14 protein-coding genes are annotated in these 14079 nt (G+C 62.9%); 11 read left to right on the top strand and 3 right to left on the bottom strand.

Going from position 1 to position 14079, the window contains the following annotated elements:
* Nucleotides 1-78: 78 nt before the first annotated feature.
* The 5 genes from BTW07_RS07830 to cynS all read left to right on the top strand — a co-directional run bounded on the left by BTW07_RS07830 (nucleotide 79) and on the right by cynS (nucleotide 5948).
* Nucleotides 79-1350 (top strand): NAD(P)/FAD-dependent oxidoreductase, encoded by a 1272-nt coding sequence (locus tag BTW07_RS07830; protein ID WP_244158328.1) that lies wholly within the window; start codon nucleotides 79-81, stop codon nucleotides 1348-1350.
* Nucleotides 1347-3983 carry a nitrite reductase large subunit NirB gene (gene nirB, locus BTW07_RS07825; protein ID WP_075569602.1) on the top strand — a complete coding sequence of 879 codons (2637 nt, stop codon included), beginning with the start codon at nucleotides 1347-1349 and terminating at the stop codon, nucleotides 3981-3983. Before BTW07_RS07830 ends, nirB begins: the two co-directional genes overlap by 4 nt.
* Nucleotides 3980-4540, top strand: a complete 561-nt coding sequence (locus BTW07_RS20325; protein ID WP_425272026.1) for a nitrite reductase (NAD(P)H) small subunit — start codon at nucleotides 3980-3982, stop codon at nucleotides 4538-4540. The genes nirB and BTW07_RS20325 overlap by 4 nt, the downstream gene beginning before the upstream one ends.
* Before the next feature lie 83 nt (nucleotides 4541-4623).
* The gene (locus BTW07_RS07815; protein WP_075569600.1) at nucleotides 4624-5436 is read left to right on the top strand and encodes a formate/nitrite transporter family protein; all 813 of its coding nucleotides are present in this window, start codon (nucleotides 4624-4626) and stop codon (nucleotides 5434-5436) included.
* A gap of 71 nt (nucleotides 5437-5507) precedes the next feature.
* Nucleotides 5508-5948, top strand: coding sequence for a cyanase (cynS, locus tag BTW07_RS07810; RefSeq protein ID WP_075569599.1), 441 nt, complete (start codon nucleotides 5508-5510; stop codon nucleotides 5946-5948).
* 209 nt (nucleotides 5949-6157) lie between these two features.
* Here cynS and BTW07_RS07805 read toward each other — a convergent pair whose 3' ends face one another.
* Together BTW07_RS07805 and BTW07_RS07800 are read right to left on the bottom strand one after the other, a co-directional pair.
* A complete protein-coding gene (locus BTW07_RS07805; RefSeq protein WP_075569598.1) occupies nucleotides 6158-6994 on the bottom strand; it encodes an ion transporter in 837 nt (278 codons plus the stop codon).
* A 165-nt stretch (nucleotides 6995-7159) separates the two neighbouring features.
* Nucleotides 7160-7873, bottom strand: coding sequence for a DUF3581 family protein (locus BTW07_RS07800; RefSeq protein ID WP_075569597.1), 714 nt, complete (start codon nucleotides 7871-7873; stop codon nucleotides 7160-7162).
* Nucleotides 7874-8004: 131 nt separating this feature from the next.
* Between BTW07_RS07800 and BTW07_RS07795 the strand changes: the two genes are divergently transcribed.
* Nucleotides 8005-8523 carry a YchJ family protein gene (locus BTW07_RS07795; RefSeq protein ID WP_075569596.1) on the top strand — a complete coding sequence of 173 codons (519 nt, stop codon included), beginning with the start codon at nucleotides 8005-8007 and terminating at the stop codon, nucleotides 8521-8523.
* Between the two features lie 164 nt (nucleotides 8524-8687).
* The gene (locus tag BTW07_RS07790; RefSeq protein ID WP_075569595.1) at nucleotides 8688-10055 is read left to right on the top strand and encodes a mechanosensitive ion channel family protein; all 1368 of its coding nucleotides are present in this window, start codon (nucleotides 8688-8690) and stop codon (nucleotides 10053-10055) included.
* A gap of 27 nt (nucleotides 10056-10082) precedes the next feature.
* Here BTW07_RS07790 and pdxR read toward each other — a convergent pair whose 3' ends face one another.
* Nucleotides 10083-11534, bottom strand: coding sequence for a MocR-like pyridoxine biosynthesis transcription factor PdxR (pdxR, locus tag BTW07_RS07785; protein WP_075569594.1), 1452 nt, complete (start codon nucleotides 11532-11534; stop codon nucleotides 10083-10085).
* Between the two features lie 212 nt (nucleotides 11535-11746).
* Here pdxR and BTW07_RS07780 point away from each other — a divergent pair, with 212 nt between their 5' ends.
* From BTW07_RS07780 to BTW07_RS07765, 4 genes are read left to right on the top strand one after another with little or no spacing between them, the layout of a single operon-like run.
* Nucleotides 11747-12193, top strand: coding sequence for a GNAT family N-acetyltransferase (locus BTW07_RS07780; protein WP_075569593.1), 447 nt, complete (start codon nucleotides 11747-11749; stop codon nucleotides 12191-12193).
* A 17-nt stretch (nucleotides 12194-12210) separates the two neighbouring features.
* The gene (locus BTW07_RS07775) at nucleotides 12211-12660 is read left to right on the top strand and encodes a rhodanese-like domain-containing protein (protein ID WP_075569592.1); all 450 of its coding nucleotides are present in this window, start codon (nucleotides 12211-12213) and stop codon (nucleotides 12658-12660) included.
* A 7-nt stretch (nucleotides 12661-12667) separates the two neighbouring features.
* On the top strand, nucleotides 12668-13417 hold the full coding sequence (locus tag BTW07_RS07770) for a GNAT family N-acetyltransferase (protein WP_075569591.1): 750 nt from the start codon (nucleotides 12668-12670) through the stop codon (nucleotides 13415-13417).
* A 1-nt stretch (nucleotide 13418) separates the two neighbouring features.
* Nucleotides 13419-14066, top strand: coding sequence for an FMN-binding negative transcriptional regulator (locus BTW07_RS07765; RefSeq protein WP_075569590.1), 648 nt, complete (start codon nucleotides 13419-13421; stop codon nucleotides 14064-14066).
* Nucleotides 14067-14079 lie beyond the last annotated feature (13 nt).

The raw sequence follows: 14079 nt of genomic DNA, 5'->3' as shown, positions 1-14079 counted from the left end.
ATAGCCACGACGGCGGATGGGAGAGACTTCATGTCCCGGAAAAGTAGTCAAGACAGGTTCCCGAACGCTTCCCGGAACTTGCCCTCGGATCCCCACAGCACCCCGACGCACCTGGTGATCGTCGGTAATGGCATGGCTGGCCATCGCCTGCTGAGCGCGGTGTTGAAACACCCCGAACGACCCGAACGCATCACGGTCATCGGCGAGGAAACCTCGCCGGCCTACAACCGCATCCTGTTGTCGCCGTGGCTGGCCGGCGAGATCGAACGTGAAGCGCTCGATCTCCCCCTCGAGAATGTCGCGACGGCGGGCGTGGCATGGCGGCTGGGCGAGCGCGTGGTCACCATCGACCGGCGACGACGCCGAATCCAGACCGACCGGAGCGAACCGGTGGCTTACGACCGCCTGGTACTGGCGACCGGCTCGCGCCCTGCCCTGCCGGACGTTCCCGGCATTCGGCTGGGCAATGTCGGCGGGTTCCGCGATGTCGTCGATACCGCCTGGCTCACGTCGCGAGCCGCGGGTAGCCGTGCGGTCGTCATCGGCGGCGGGCTGCTGGGGCTGGAGGCGGCGGAAGGTCTGCGCAAGCGAGGGCTGGCCGTCACCGTCCTCCAGCGCAGCGAGCGCTTGATGAACCGACAGCTGGACGAGACCGCGGCGAGCTGGCTGCGTACCGAGCTGGAGAGCCGCGGGTTGACCATCGAGACCCACGCCCACCTGGCCGCCTGCGAAGGCGATACCGATGGCAACGTGTCCGCGGTGCGGTTGGAGGATGGCCGCCGACTGCCTGCCGACTGCGTGGTGGTCGCCGCCGGTATCAAGCCCCATACGGCACTGGCCCGACAATCCGGATTGCATGTCGCCCGCGGTATCGTCGTCGATGCGACGCTGACGACCAGCGACCCCGCCATTCACGCCCTCGGCGAGTGCTGCGAGTTCGAGGGCAACACCTACGGTCTGGTCGACCCGATCTGGCGACAGGTGGATGTGCTGGCCGCTCGGCTCTGCGGCCAGCACAGCGCCCCCTACCGCGAGATCCCGTGTGCAACCCGTCTCAAGGTCGCGGATATCTCGATCTTTGCCTTCGGCCCGGTCGAGATTCCCCCAGGGCACGAGACGCTGACCTACGCCGATGCCGAGAACGGCGACTACCGTCGGCTGTTGCTGCACGACGATCGTCTCGTCGGCGCGGTGCTCTACGGCGATACCGCCGCAGGCCCCGGCTATTTCCATCACGCCCGTGAGGCCCACGATCTGAGCGCCTGCCGCGACGTACTGCTGTTCGGCGCCGATGACGCCACCCGAGTTCTGGCCGACAACACCACTGATAAACTGGAGGAAGCGGCATGACTCACGCTCCTGGTACGACACATGCCCCCGTCACGACACACGCCCCGGTCACGACACACGCCCCGGTCACGACGACCGACAAGCCCCGCCTGCTGGTGATCGGCAACGGCATGGTCGGACACTATTGTCTGGAGCAACTTGTAGAGCGCGGTGCTCACCATCGCTACGCAATCACCGTCTTCGGCGAGGAGCGCCATCGAGCCTACGACCGCGTGCACCTGTCCGACTACTTCACCGGCAGCGACGCCGATGCGCTGGCGCTGGGCGAAGCGGATTTCTGCGCACGTCACGGTATCGACCTGCGCCTGGGCGAAGCGGTCACTTCGATCGATCGCACCGCCCGCAACGTCGCCACCGATCGCGGCCTGCACGACTTCGACCAACTGATTCTGGCGACTGGCTCCTATCCCTTCGTGCCGCCGATACCGACGCCAGAGACCGACGATGGCGGCCATGCCCGCCTGGTCTACCGAACGCTGGACGATCTCGACCGCATCCGCGAGGCGGCGTTGTCACTGGAAGATCGGGAAATCCGCCGCGGCGTGGTGGTCGGTGGCGGCCTGCTGGGCCTCGAGGCCGCCAACGCGCTCAAGTCGCTGGGGCTAGAGGCCCACGTGGTCGAGTTCGCCCCCCGCCTGATGCCGGTGCAGCTGGATGCCGAGGGCGGCGAGGCACTCAAGTGTCAGATCGAAGCGCTGGGCGTGCAGGTGCATCTCGCTCGCGCCACCAGCGGCATCGTGACCGGCGACACCCACCGCTACCGCATGAACTTCGCCGACAACGAGTGGCTGGAGACCGACATGATCGTGTTCTCGGCCGGTATTCGCCCCCAGGATCGGCTGGCCCGCGACTGTGGCCTGGAGATCGGGGAGCGAGGTGGCATCGTGATCGACGACACCTGCCACACCTCCGATCCGGACATCTTCGCCATCGGCGAATGCGCGCGGTGGAGCGGCCAGGTCTTCGGCCTCGTCGCCCCCGGCTACACCATGGCGCGCACGGTAGCCGGCTGCCTGGTCGATAGCGGCGAACCGTTCAGCGGCGCCGACATGTCGACCAAGCTCAAGCTGCTTGGCGTCGACGTGGGCTCCATCGGCGATGCGCATGCGGCGACCGAAGGCGCCGTGAGCTACCGCTTCATCGACGAAGCCTGCCACGGCTACCGCCGGCTGGTGGTCTCCGGCGACGGCAAGCGCGCCCTGGGCGCCGTGCTGGTGGGCGACAACAGCTATTACGATACGCTGCTCCAGTACGTGCAGAACGGCATCGCGCTGCCCGCCGATCCGGCCAGCCTGATCCTGCCCCAGGGCGAGGGCGCACCGCTGCTGGGCGTGGATGCCCTGCCGGAAAGTGCCACGATCTGCTCGTGCCACAACGTTTCCAAAGGGGCTGTCTGCCAGGCGGTCGACGCCGGCTGTACCGACCTTGGCGCGCTCAAGGGGGAAACCAAGGCGAGCACCGGTTGCGGCGGCTGCACGGCCCTGCTCAAGCAGGTCTTCGAGCATGAGCTGGAAAGTCGCGGGGTCGAAGTCGACCACAGCCTTTGCGAGCACTTCGCCTATACCCGCCAGGAGCTCTACGGCCTCATCCGGGTCGAGGGCATTCAAAGTTTCGAGGCGCTCCATGCCCGTCACGGCAAGGGAAGGCTGGGCTGCGATATCTGCAAGCCGGCCGTGGGCTCGATCCTGGCCTCGTGCTGGAACGCGCCGATCACCAACCCCTCGCTGGTGCCGCTGCAGGACACCAACGATACCTTCATGGCCAACATGCAGAAGAACGGTACCTATTCGGTGGTGCCGCGTATTCCCGGCGGGGAGATCACTCCGGACAAGCTGATCGCCATCGGCGCGGTGGCCAAGAAGTACGATCTCTATACCAAGATCACCGGCGGCCAGCGTATCGACCTGTTCGGCGCCCAGTTGCACGAACTTCCGGAGATCTGGGGCGAGCTGATCGCCGCCGGCTTCGAGACCGGCCACGCCTACGGCAAATCCACCCGCACCGTGAAATCCTGCGTCGGCAACACCTGGTGTCGCTACGGCGTTCAGGACAGCGTCGCCATGGCACTGACCATCGAGAATCGCTACAAGGGACTGCGCTCGCCGCACAAGTTGAAGTTCGCCGTCTCCGGCTGCACCCGGGAGTGCGCCGAAGCCCAGAGCAAGGACATCGGCGTGATCGCCACCGAGCACGGCTGGAATCTCTACGTGTGCGGCAATGGCGGCATGCGCCCACGCCATGGGGAGCTGTTCGCCACCGATCTCGACGATACCGAACTGCTGCGCATCATCGACCGGCTGCTGATGTTCTATATCCGCACCGCCGATCGCCTTCAGCGTACCTCGGTGTGGCGCGAGAACCTCGACGGCGGGCTCGATTATCTCAAGGCGGTCATCCTCGAGGACAGCCTGGGGCTGGGGCATGAGCTCGAGGCCCAGATGCAGCACGTGGTGGATCAGTACGAATGCGAATGGGCCAACGCGCTCAAGGATCCGGACAAGCTCAAGCGCTTCCGCACCTTCGTCAACGACAAGCGCAGCGATCCGGACATCATTGCCGTCAGCGAACGCGATCAGCCCCGGCCTGCGCGTCCCGAAGAGATCGACGCACTGGCCGTGGAGGTGACGTCATGAGCGTACTCTCCCCGCTAGAAACCGAGTCAGGGCAATCTGCCTCCTCTTCTCGCCACGTGCGCCTGTGCAGTCGCGCTGACCTGGTCGCCGGCTCCGGCATCGTTGCCTGGCATGAAGGGCATCAGATCGCGATCTTCTTTTTACCTAGTCAGCCCGAATCCGCTGACGGGCTGCCTTGTCGGCCCGACGATACCGCCGACAGCCTGGTCGAGCGGCCCGAAGCCGCCGATGAGTCGTTCAACCGGCCCGAAGCCGCCGATGAGTCGTTCAACCGGCCCGATAACGCCGGTGAATCGTTCAACCGGCCCGATAACGCCGGTGAGCTTTACGCCTTAGGCAATTACGATCCGTTTTCCGGCGCCAACGTGATCGGCCGCGGCATCGTCGGCGATCTCCAGGGCGAGCTGGTGGTCGCCTCTCCCATCTACAAACAGCATTTCCGACTAACGGACGGTCAGTGCATCGAGGATGCCACCCGGCGTTTGCGCACCTGGACCGTCGGTTGGAATGGCGACGACGTCGAGCTTCACATCCCCGTGGAGGCGGAACCGCGATGACATGAACGATACCCGTGACGCCGCCGATGGCAGTTGTCGTTGATGAACCTCAGTTCCCAGACAAATACAAAAGGAAATCGACCATGTCCTATCTCGTCCCAGCGGAGTTCGCCACCAAGATGGTGGACGCCGGCGAATCGAAGATCTTCATGTCGACTCGAGACACGTTGATCCGCGCCTTCATGGCCGGCGCCATTCTGGCCCTGGCGGCGGCGTTCGCCATCACGATCACCGTTCAGACCGGCCAGCCACTCGTCGGCGCCATTCTGTTCCCGGTCGGTTTCGTCATGCTCTATCTGATGGGATTCGACCTGCTGACCGGCGTCTTCATGCTGACCCCGTTGGCGCTGCTGGATCGCCGTGCGGGCGTTACCCTCAATCGAGTGCTGCGCAACTGGGCGTGGGTCTTCCTCGGCAATCTAGGCGGCGCGCTGACGGTCGCCTTCATGATGGCCTTCATTCTGACCTATGGCTTTTCCATTGGACCGGGTGTCGTGGGTGACAAGATCGCCGGGATTGGCGAGGCGCGCACGCTGGGTTATGCCGAATATGGTCTGGCTGGCTGGGTAACGATCTTCATCCGCGGCATGCTATGCAACTGGATGGTCTCGATGGGCGTCGTCGGTGCAATGGTTTCCACCTCGGTCAGCGGAAAGGCCATCGCCATGTGGATGCCAATCATGCTGTTCTTCTACATGGGCTTCGAGCATTCGATCGTCAACATGTTTCTCTTTCCCTCGGCCTTGATCATGGGGGGTGGCTTTTCGGTGTGGGACTACATGTGGTGGAACGAAATCCCGACCGTACTGGGCAATCTGGCCGGAGGGCTCGCTTTCACCGGATTGACGCTCTACGCCACCCACGTCAAGACCGGCCCCAGGCGCAATCTGATCTGAACCGTCGCGGCGCTCATCAGAGCGCCGCGTCAACATCGATTACGTCAACCATCCACTGGAGAAGCACAGTCATGGACAAACAGGAAATGCACCATACGCTGATGGCCGCCAAGGCGCGCAAGGGGATCTCGTGGGACACACTGGGAGAAGCCGTCGGCCGCTCGCCCGTGTGGGTCGCATCGGCGTGCCACGGCATGAACAGTGCCCCGTACGAGGCCGCTCGGCGCATCGCGGCCACTCTGGACCTGGGCGATGACGTGATTGCCGCGCTGGAAGCTTTCCCGACCAAGACCTGGGATCAGGCAATTCCTCAGGATCCGCTCGTCTACCGACTCTACGAGATCGTGGGGGTCTACGGAGCGACACTGAAAGACGTGATTCAGGAAAAATTCGGCGACGGCATCATGAGCGCCATCGACTTCGAGATGGAAGTGGATCGCCAGCCCGATCCCAAAGGGGATCGCGTGGTAGTTACCCTGAGCGGCAAGTTCCTGCCCTACAAGAGTTGGTAATCCATCCAGCGGGGTTACGGTCCTGGACTCATGCTTTCCGAGACCCTGAAAACGGACATAAAAAAGCCCGCGCAAGAGGGGGGATGCGCGGGCGAGGCGGGGTGATACTTGGAGACGCGACTCGAACGACTGCTATCGAAGTGTCTTCATTCGATGGGATTATATTAGCACCCTTATATTTTTCCGACAATGCAATATCGTCATTGCGCTCATCGGCCGTCGCCATCGGGTTTTTGGCGAAGATCGTCGCCTTCACCCTCATCGCGCCCGGTGTCATGGCGCTCGGCCAGTTCCTGGCGGTGCTCGCGCAGCTCCTGTCGTAACGATTCGATCTCGACCTGCAACTCGCTCACCTGCTCGATCATGTGACGCATCATGCGCCGATTCGCCTTGTGCTGGCGAGAATCCGATTCGCCCTGGTCCTCGACGAACAGCGAACTGACGTAGGCCGCGAAGCTACCGAAAAGCCCCACCCCGCAGACCATCAGCAGCACGGCAACGATCCGCCCTAGCGTCGTGACCGGGTAGTAATCCCCATAACCGACAGTGGTCACGGTCACGATCGCCCACCACAGCGCCTCTTCAGCGGTATTGATGGGGCTGTTCGGGTTGGGGGTTTCCACCATCAACACGGTCATCGCCCCGAAGACCACCAGCAGTACGGTCGCCGTCGCCGCCGATGCCAGCACGCCCTCGGCCCGGTTGCGGAACAGCAGTTGCCAGATGAGTTCCAGGGAGCGCAGCGCGCGGAGCACGCGAATGATCTGAACGACACGGGCCAGACGCGCCGCCTGAAACCAGCCGGCGGGAATACACGCCAGCAGATCCAGCCATCCCCAGCGCATGTATCGCCACTTGCTGGGGGCGTGATAGAACCGCTGGCAGAAGTCGATGAAGAAAAAGAAACAGACGATATAGTCCAGATAGTCGAACAACTGAAGAATATCGGCCGGCAGAGCGAGGAAGATTTCCGCCAGCATTGCCCCCAGCACATAGAACGAAAGCGCCAGGATGAAGAACTGGAAGGGGGTCACGTGTTCCTTCATGGGGATTCCATTCACGTCGACGATCAGGCGCCGTCAGCCCTTGGCCGCGACAGACGGCATGAATGGCATTATCGGCGAAAGAGGCGATCAGACACGAATCGAAGGCTCAACGCCCGTCGGGCACAACGCGATCGCTGTATGACCTGAAGTCCGCCAGGCGAATTTTCAGGCCGAGCAGGGGTTGGCCGCCTTCAACTGGGCAAAGTTGGTCACGAACGTCTCCATCTTGTCCGCGTCGTAATCCTGAAGCCCGCTGATGACCAGCTTCTTGGAGCCGATACCCACGTCATGGCCATGGCAACTCATGCGAAATTCGAGATGGGCTTCTCCGCGCTTGCCTTTGACATCCAGATTGGCTCCGGCAAAGTCCAGGTCCAGATCGCACGGATCGTGATCCTCGAGCGTGAATCCCATGCTGTCATAGATCACCAGCGGCCGCTGGGGGTTGAACATGACGCCCTTCTCTTCGAGCAGCGGCTTGAGGTAATGCGGGAAGTTGCGCCCCGAGAAGGCCACGTAGCGACGGGTGAAAGTCTCGACGGTGGCGGGATCGCGAATCGTCCAGCCGCTTCGCTTGACGCGCAGATACTGCTTGCCGCCCTGGTCCACGACGCTGACGGTTCCGGCGTCATCTTCCACGAAGCTCAACGACACCCGGTCCCCAACCATGCCACAGAAGTGAAACGTCATGTGCTGGGACAAGCCATAACGAGACAGCACCAGCGCGAACAGCAGATCGCCCGGCACGCAGAAACGACGCGCACAGGGGTCATGGATCGGGTTGTAATCTCCCGCGATCTGACGCGCGAACTGACTGGCCTGCTCTGCGGTGATACAGATGCGGTCCGCGTCAGCGGAATGAAACTCGTCGAGAAACATAAGTGGTCGACCCACGTGTCGAATGACTTGGCGTTGGTTGGGATTCCAGGCGCCGTTCTTTTACCACATGTTAGGGTAAATCGCAGCGCACCATTAACATTTAGAGACAAACGATAGCGTAGTGTACCCAAATGAATGTTCCAACCACAGCCTCGGAAACCCTCGATTCTCGATTATGCCCCTGCGGGAGTCATAATCCCTACGCCCGCTGTTGTGCAATCTATCACCTCGGGGAAGCCGCCGCGCCGACTGCAGAGGCACTGATGCGTTCACGCTATACCGCCTTCGCGCTGGGCGGGCTTGGCGGCTATCTCGTCGAGACCTGGGATGCCGATACGATCGATCCGGCGCTGACGGCCGAACAGCTCGATCGACAGGAAAACCAGTGGCTGGGGCTCGAGATCCTCGACGCCCGCGAGAGCGGTGCGCGTGGCACGGTCGAGTTCAAAGCGCGTTTCCGTCCGGCCACGGCAGCGGCGCTCGCCACACCGCAGGTGCTTCATGAGCGTTCCCGTTTCCGTCGACATCGGGGCATCTGGCGTTACCTCGACGGCATCATCGATCCGCCGGCCGACGGCGTCCCCGTTTCACGCAATGCGCCCTGCCCTTGTGGCAGCGGCAAAAAGGCCAAACGCTGCTGCCTGCGCTGATCCCGTTCGATAACGCGACGAAACGACCATCGCTGTGGAACACACGGCGATGGCCCGCTACGCTTTTCTCGAACCGGAGCCTCGCCAACGACTCGACACGGTGAGTCATTAAGCCCTACCGGCGCGCCACAGCGCGCCGATTCCCCGACATAAAAAGCAGGTGCATGAATATTTCCGATAGCGCCACGAACCTTCTTTCCCGCTTCCAGAACGAGCTGGGGCAATGGCTCCATATCCCCGGCTGGATCGTGCTGCCGGCCCTGGTGCTACTGGCGGCGATCATCATCGACATCGCGTTGCACTTCGTACTCAACCGTATGGAGCGTCGTCTGCGCGAGTCACCGCGTCGATGGGACGACCCCATCCTTCACGGGCTGCGCCTTCCATTGCGCTGGTGGGTCTGGGTCACGGCACTGATGATCGATCTCGGCGTTATCGGGGCGCATTTCGGGATCGAGCGAGCCAATCCCGTGCTTTCACGGATCGGCGCTTTGATCACGCTCCTGCTCGTGGCGTGGGGCGGCATCCGGCTTTTCCGGCGCCTGGAACAGCGGCTGGTGTTCCCCCCCGGTAACTGTCATGCCAAGCCGGTCGACCCCACCTCGGCGTCCGCCTTGACCAAGATCGTCGGCGCCGTACTGATCGTCACGCTGATATTGATCGGCCTCCAGATTCTGGGCGTATCGATGTCGAGCATTCTCGCCATGGGCGGCTTCGGCGGCCTGGTGATCGGCTTTGCCGCGCGAGACGTCATCGCCAATTTCTTCGGCGGCATGGTCGTTCATCTGGATAAGCCGTTCGTGGTCGGCGACTGGATTCGCTCCCCCGAACGCCAGATCGAGGGCATCGTCGAAGACATCGGCTGGCGTCTCACCACCGTCAGGACCTTCGCCGGCCCACCGCTCTACGTGCCCAACGCCTGGTTCAGTCAGATTTCGGTGGAAACCCCGACACGAATGGTCAGCCGTCGGCTGTGGGAAACCATCAGCCTCCGCTACCAGGACATCGGTGTCATCGAGAATGTCGCTCGGGATATCCGCAACATGCTGCTGGAGCACGAGGAGATCAATCAGGACGAACTGATCACGGTCAACTTCTCCACCTACGGCCAGTACTCGCTGGATATCATCGTCTACGCCTTTACCCTTGAGACGGATTGGCAACGCTTTCACGAGATCAAGCAGGGAATCCTGTTGAAGATTCGCGACATCATCGATGAACGGGGCGCGGAACTGGCCATTCCGGCCTCCCGCATCTATCTGCCCGAAGGTGTCGAAAAAGAGAGCGTCAAAAAAGAGAGCGTCAAAAAAGATCGAGTCCGGCAGGATAACTCCAGCAACGACGGCGCCGGGCGAGATGACCTCGAACATGAAAACGGCGAGCGTCAGGACACAGACACAGAATACGAGAGCGAACAGCGGCGCGCTCGCCACGGCACGTCATCACGCACGGCGCGACGATCTCCGGAAAACAACCACCGGAGTGCCCCTGGCCCCAGCGATACCGACGGGGATGGAGAAGGCGACGCCTGACGTCGGCTTCCACCGACAAGCCCCGGATCAACGCCTGTCCGGAGCGCTCAGTTCGCACCAGGCGCGGCACAGCCAGCGCCCGGCCGTGGCGATTTCGGCATCCGTGGCGCCGGCGTAACCCAACACCAGGCCGGGCCGGCCCGGCTGCTGCAGGAAGTAACCTGACAGCGGCGACAGCAGAATGCCGGCCCGGCGCCCCCGCGCGACCAGCTCGGATTCGATCTCGCGGCTCTCCAATTGGGCAACCAGATGCATCCCCGCCTGCCCCGCCGACAGTACGAGCCCGCGTGCGACGGCCGGAGCCAGCGCCTCGCGTAACTGCGCCTGCCGCCAGCGGTAGAGTTCACGCATCCGCGAAACGTGACGCACGAAGTGCCCCTCGCCAATGAATGCCGCCAACGCCGCCTGTGCCACGTATTGGCCTTCCCGGTGAAGTCGCGCATTGGCGCGCGTGAACGGCTCGACCAGTGCTTCCGGCAATACCAGATAGCCCAGCCGCAATCCCGGATAGAGTACCTTGCTGAACGTGCCGACGTAGATTACCGGCGCGTCGTCGACGAGCCCTTGCAGCGACGCGATCGGTGCACTGGCGTAGCGAAACTCGCTGTCGTAGTCATCTTCGATGATCCAGGCCCCGTGACGGGAAGCGGCTTCGAGCAACGCCATTCGCCGCGGCAGGCTCATCGTCACGCCGCTGGGATATTGGTGTGAAGGCGTGACGTAGATCAATCGGGGCGCCGGCGTCTCGTCCGCTACGCGATTCACGTTCGCGCCGTCCTCGTCCACCGCCAGGGGTATGGCGTTCAGACCGGCCGCCACGAAGCAGGACTGCGCACCACCATAACCGGGCTCTTCCACCCACACCGCGTCGCCGGCATCGGCAAGCAGTCGGGCGATCAGTTCGAAGCCTTGCTGGGCCCCCTGGGTGATCAGGATCTGTTCGGGCCGGCAACGCACCGAGCGCGACAGCCGCAGATAGTCACACAGCACTTCGCGTAACGCCGCGACCCCGCCCTGGTGCTGGTAGTCATGCCATTCGATCGGTGCTCGCTGGTAATGCCGACGCAGCAGGCGCTGCCAGCGTTCACGCGGAAACTGGTCCAGCGCGGGTACGCCCGGGGCGAAGGCGGTATGGCGATCGCTCAACACCCTGCTGAAATCGAGAATGCGCTGCCCCCGAGCGGAGAGTTCATGCGAGACGGCACCAGCACTGGATACCGGTATTGCCCCCGCGCCGCGCTCCGATTGCCACTCGGCGACGAAGACTCCCGCACCTGGGCGTGTCTCCACGAAGCCCTCGGCCGTGAGCCGGTCGACGGCGGCCAGCACGGTGTTACGCCCCAGTCCGAGTTCGCGAGCCAACTGGCGCGAAGAAGGTAGTGCGCTACCGACACCGAGCTGACCTTGCTGAATCCACTCTCGCAGCGATTGATAGAGTCGCTGGCTCAAGGTCCGCGTCGACGGCGAGGCGAGTTGCATCGCCAGCGCGTCGATGATCCAGAGTCGGTGGGCATGAGGCGGTGCTACTGGCTCTATCTTCACTGGCTCTATCTTCACTGGGTGACTGATCACTGGGTGACTGGTCACGGGCTCCTCCACTACCGGTCCCCTTATTACCGCGCCAACTGGATCTTACCGGGGAACCAGTATGATGCCAGACTCATTTCACGTCACTGCCGAAGGAGCCCGACATGCCCACCATTCGTGTAGCCAAGCCCGAAGATATCGACGACCTCGCTCTGCTGGTCGACGGCTATCGTCAGTTCTATCGACAACCCAGCGACCCGGAGGGCGCAAGGCACTTTCTGATCCAGCGCTTCGAGCGGGAAGACGCGCATCTTCTTATCGCGCTGGACGGCACTGGCTCGGCCGTCGGCTTCGTGCAGCTGTTCCCCGTGCCCTCGACCACATCACTCGGTTCACGCTGGATTCTCAACGATCTCTTCGTCGTCCCCGAGGGTCGTTGCCGCGGCATCGGCAGCGCCCTGCTGCAGGCTGCCAGAAATCTGGCAGCGGCACATGGCGTGGCGCAGCTGATGTTGCGCACGCAGATCGACAACCTTACCGCCCAGTCCCGATACCAGTCGCTCGGCTGGCAGCGCGACGAGGCCTTCCACACCTTTCTGTTGACTGTCTGAACCGCCAGGAGCTCTCAATGACCGCGACCTCACTCGTACTCGATATTCCGCCGGCTCGCCCCGACCAGAGCGCTTCCGCCATGCGCGAAAAGCTCAGCCTTCACACCGACGCCTGGGATCTGGCGATGGATCTCGCCAACGGCATCGAGGAAATCATCGTCATCGATACTCGGCGTCACGATCACTACATTGCCGGTCATATTCCCGGCGCTATTAGCCTCCCTCATGGCGAGATGACGGCAGAGAGATTGGCATTGCTGGACCGTTCGCGCGTCTACATCAGTTATTGCGACGGCATCGGCTGCAATGGCTCCACCTGGGGCGCCTTCAAACTCGCCAGCGCGGGGCTGAGGGTCAAGGAGCTGCTCGGAGGACTGGATTTCTGGAAGCGCGACGGCCATCCGGTTGCCACCGGCCCCAGTGTCGGCAGCCTGCGAAACCATACGCTCACCTCCTGTGGCTGCTGAGAAAATCATGAAACCGACAACCAACGAATACGGCCAACCCGTCGGCGCCGATATCGAAAGCTGGCAGCCCCCTTCTCCACCGGACGGTATCGCCCTGCAGGGCCGTTTCTGTCGACTGGAACCGCTGGATGCCGCGCTTCACGCACCCGCGCTATGGCAGGCATGGCAGGACCCCGATCCCGCTATCGCCAATGACCATGATGCCCAGGCGCGCTGGACCTACCTCGGCGGCCGCCATTTCGACGATGAAATCGGCTGCCGGCGCTGGCTCGAGCTGATGACCGCGGGCGCCGACCCGCTCTGCTACGCCATTATCGATCCGACGAACGATCAGGCCGTTGGCATGGCGACCTATCTGAACATCGTCCCGGCGGATGGGCGCATCGAAATCGGTCATCTCAGTTTCTCTCCCCGCATGGCGCGCACGCCGATCTCGAGCGAAGCATTGATGCTGATGATCCGTTACGCCTTCGAGCTCGGCTACCGCCGCGTGGAGTGGAAGTGCGATGCGCTGAACGCGCCCTCGCGTCGCGCCGCGGAACGCCTGGGCTTTCGCTTCGAGGGCGTATTCCGCCAGCATCGCGTGGTCAACGGCCGCAACCGCGATACGGCCTGGTTATCGATCATCGACGAGGAGTGGCCAGCGATTCGGCGCTGCCACGAACGGTGGCTGTCAGCGGAGAATTTCGATACCGACGGCCGCCAACGACGATCGCTGTCGAGCATGACCGGCCAACTGCCGGGAAGGGAGCGGTAGCATGTACCAACCGAGCCATTTTCGAATCGACGATGCCGAAACCCTGCAGTTGACCATCGAGCAATCTCCGTTTGCCACGCTGGTCACCCACGGCGCCGACAGCGGGCTGACTGCCGACCATCTGCCCCTGCTGTTCGAGCCGGCCAACGACGGGGCGACGCCAGCCACACTGCTAGGGCATATCGCCCGTGGCAATCCGCTCGCCCGCGAGCTGAAGAACGGCTCGGACACGCGCTCGGCCCTGGCCATCTTCCACGGACCGCACGCCTATATCACGCCGAGCTGGTACCCCGCCAAGCGAGATCATGGCAAGGTCGTGCCGACCTGGAACTATCAGGTAGTGCACGCCCACTGCCGGCTACGGCTGATCGATGATCCCGAATGGCTGAAACGGCTCGTGGGACGACTCACCCTGCGCTTCGAGCGGGACCGGCCGTCACCGTGGCCGATCGACGATGCCCCGGATGACTACATCGCCGGAATGTGTCGTGCCATCATGGGTATCGAATTGACCATCGAGCGGCTGGAAGGCAAGCGCAAGGCGAGTCAACACAAGCCGATCAGCGAGCGCGAGTCGATCTATCGAGGGCTCCAGGTAGAGTACGGCTATCCTGACGACGCGGCTCGATACCTGAGCGGCCTAGACTGAGAAGGGAGTCACG

It is taken from the genome of Salinicola socius (genome assembly GCF_001937195.1).
Taxonomy (GTDB): domain Bacteria; phylum Pseudomonadota; class Gammaproteobacteria; order Pseudomonadales; family Halomonadaceae; genus Salinicola; species Salinicola socius.
The sequence above is the reverse complement of the archived record's forward strand: the minus strand, read 5'-3'. Positions and strand labels throughout refer to the sequence as shown.

Coding starts and splice junctions, on each gene's coding strand:
- BTW07_RS07795 (WP_075569596.1), top strand. CDS start 8,005: ATGAATGTTCCAACCACAGCCTCGGAAACCCTCGATTCTCGATTATGC.
- BTW07_RS07770 (WP_075569591.1), top strand. CDS start 12,668: ATGAAACCGACAACCAACGAATACGGCCAACCCGTCGGCGCCGATATC.
- BTW07_RS07815 (WP_075569600.1), top strand. CDS start 4,624: ATGTCCTATCTCGTCCCAGCGGAGTTCGCCACCAAGATGGTGGACGCC.
- BTW07_RS07800 (WP_075569597.1), bottom strand. CDS start 7,873: ATGTTTCTCGACGAGTTTCATTCCGCTGACGCGGACCGCATCTGTATC.
- cynS (WP_075569599.1), top strand. CDS start 5,508: ATGGACAAACAGGAAATGCACCATACGCTGATGGCCGCCAAGGCGCGC.
- BTW07_RS07805 (WP_075569598.1), bottom strand. CDS start 6,994: ATGAAGGAACACGTGACCCCCTTCCAGTTCTTCATCCTGGCGCTTTCG.
- BTW07_RS07780 (WP_075569593.1), top strand. CDS start 11,747: ATGCCCACCATTCGTGTAGCCAAGCCCGAAGATATCGACGACCTCGCT.
- BTW07_RS20325 (WP_425272026.1), top strand. CDS start 3,980: ATGAGCGTACTCTCCCCGCTAGAAACCGAGTCAGGGCAATCTGCCTCC.
- BTW07_RS07765 (WP_075569590.1), top strand. CDS start 13,419: ATGTACCAACCGAGCCATTTTCGAATCGACGATGCCGAAACCCTGCAG.
- nirB (WP_075569602.1), top strand. CDS start 1,347: ATGACTCACGCTCCTGGTACGACACATGCCCCCGTCACGACACACGCC.
- BTW07_RS07790 (WP_075569595.1), top strand. CDS start 8,688: ATGAATATTTCCGATAGCGCCACGAACCTTCTTTCCCGCTTCCAGAAC.
- BTW07_RS07775 (WP_075569592.1), top strand. CDS start 12,211: ATGACCGCGACCTCACTCGTACTCGATATTCCGCCGGCTCGCCCCGAC.
- pdxR (WP_075569594.1), bottom strand. CDS start 11,534: ATGCAACTCGCCTCGCCGTCGACGCGGACCTTGAGCCAGCGACTCTAT.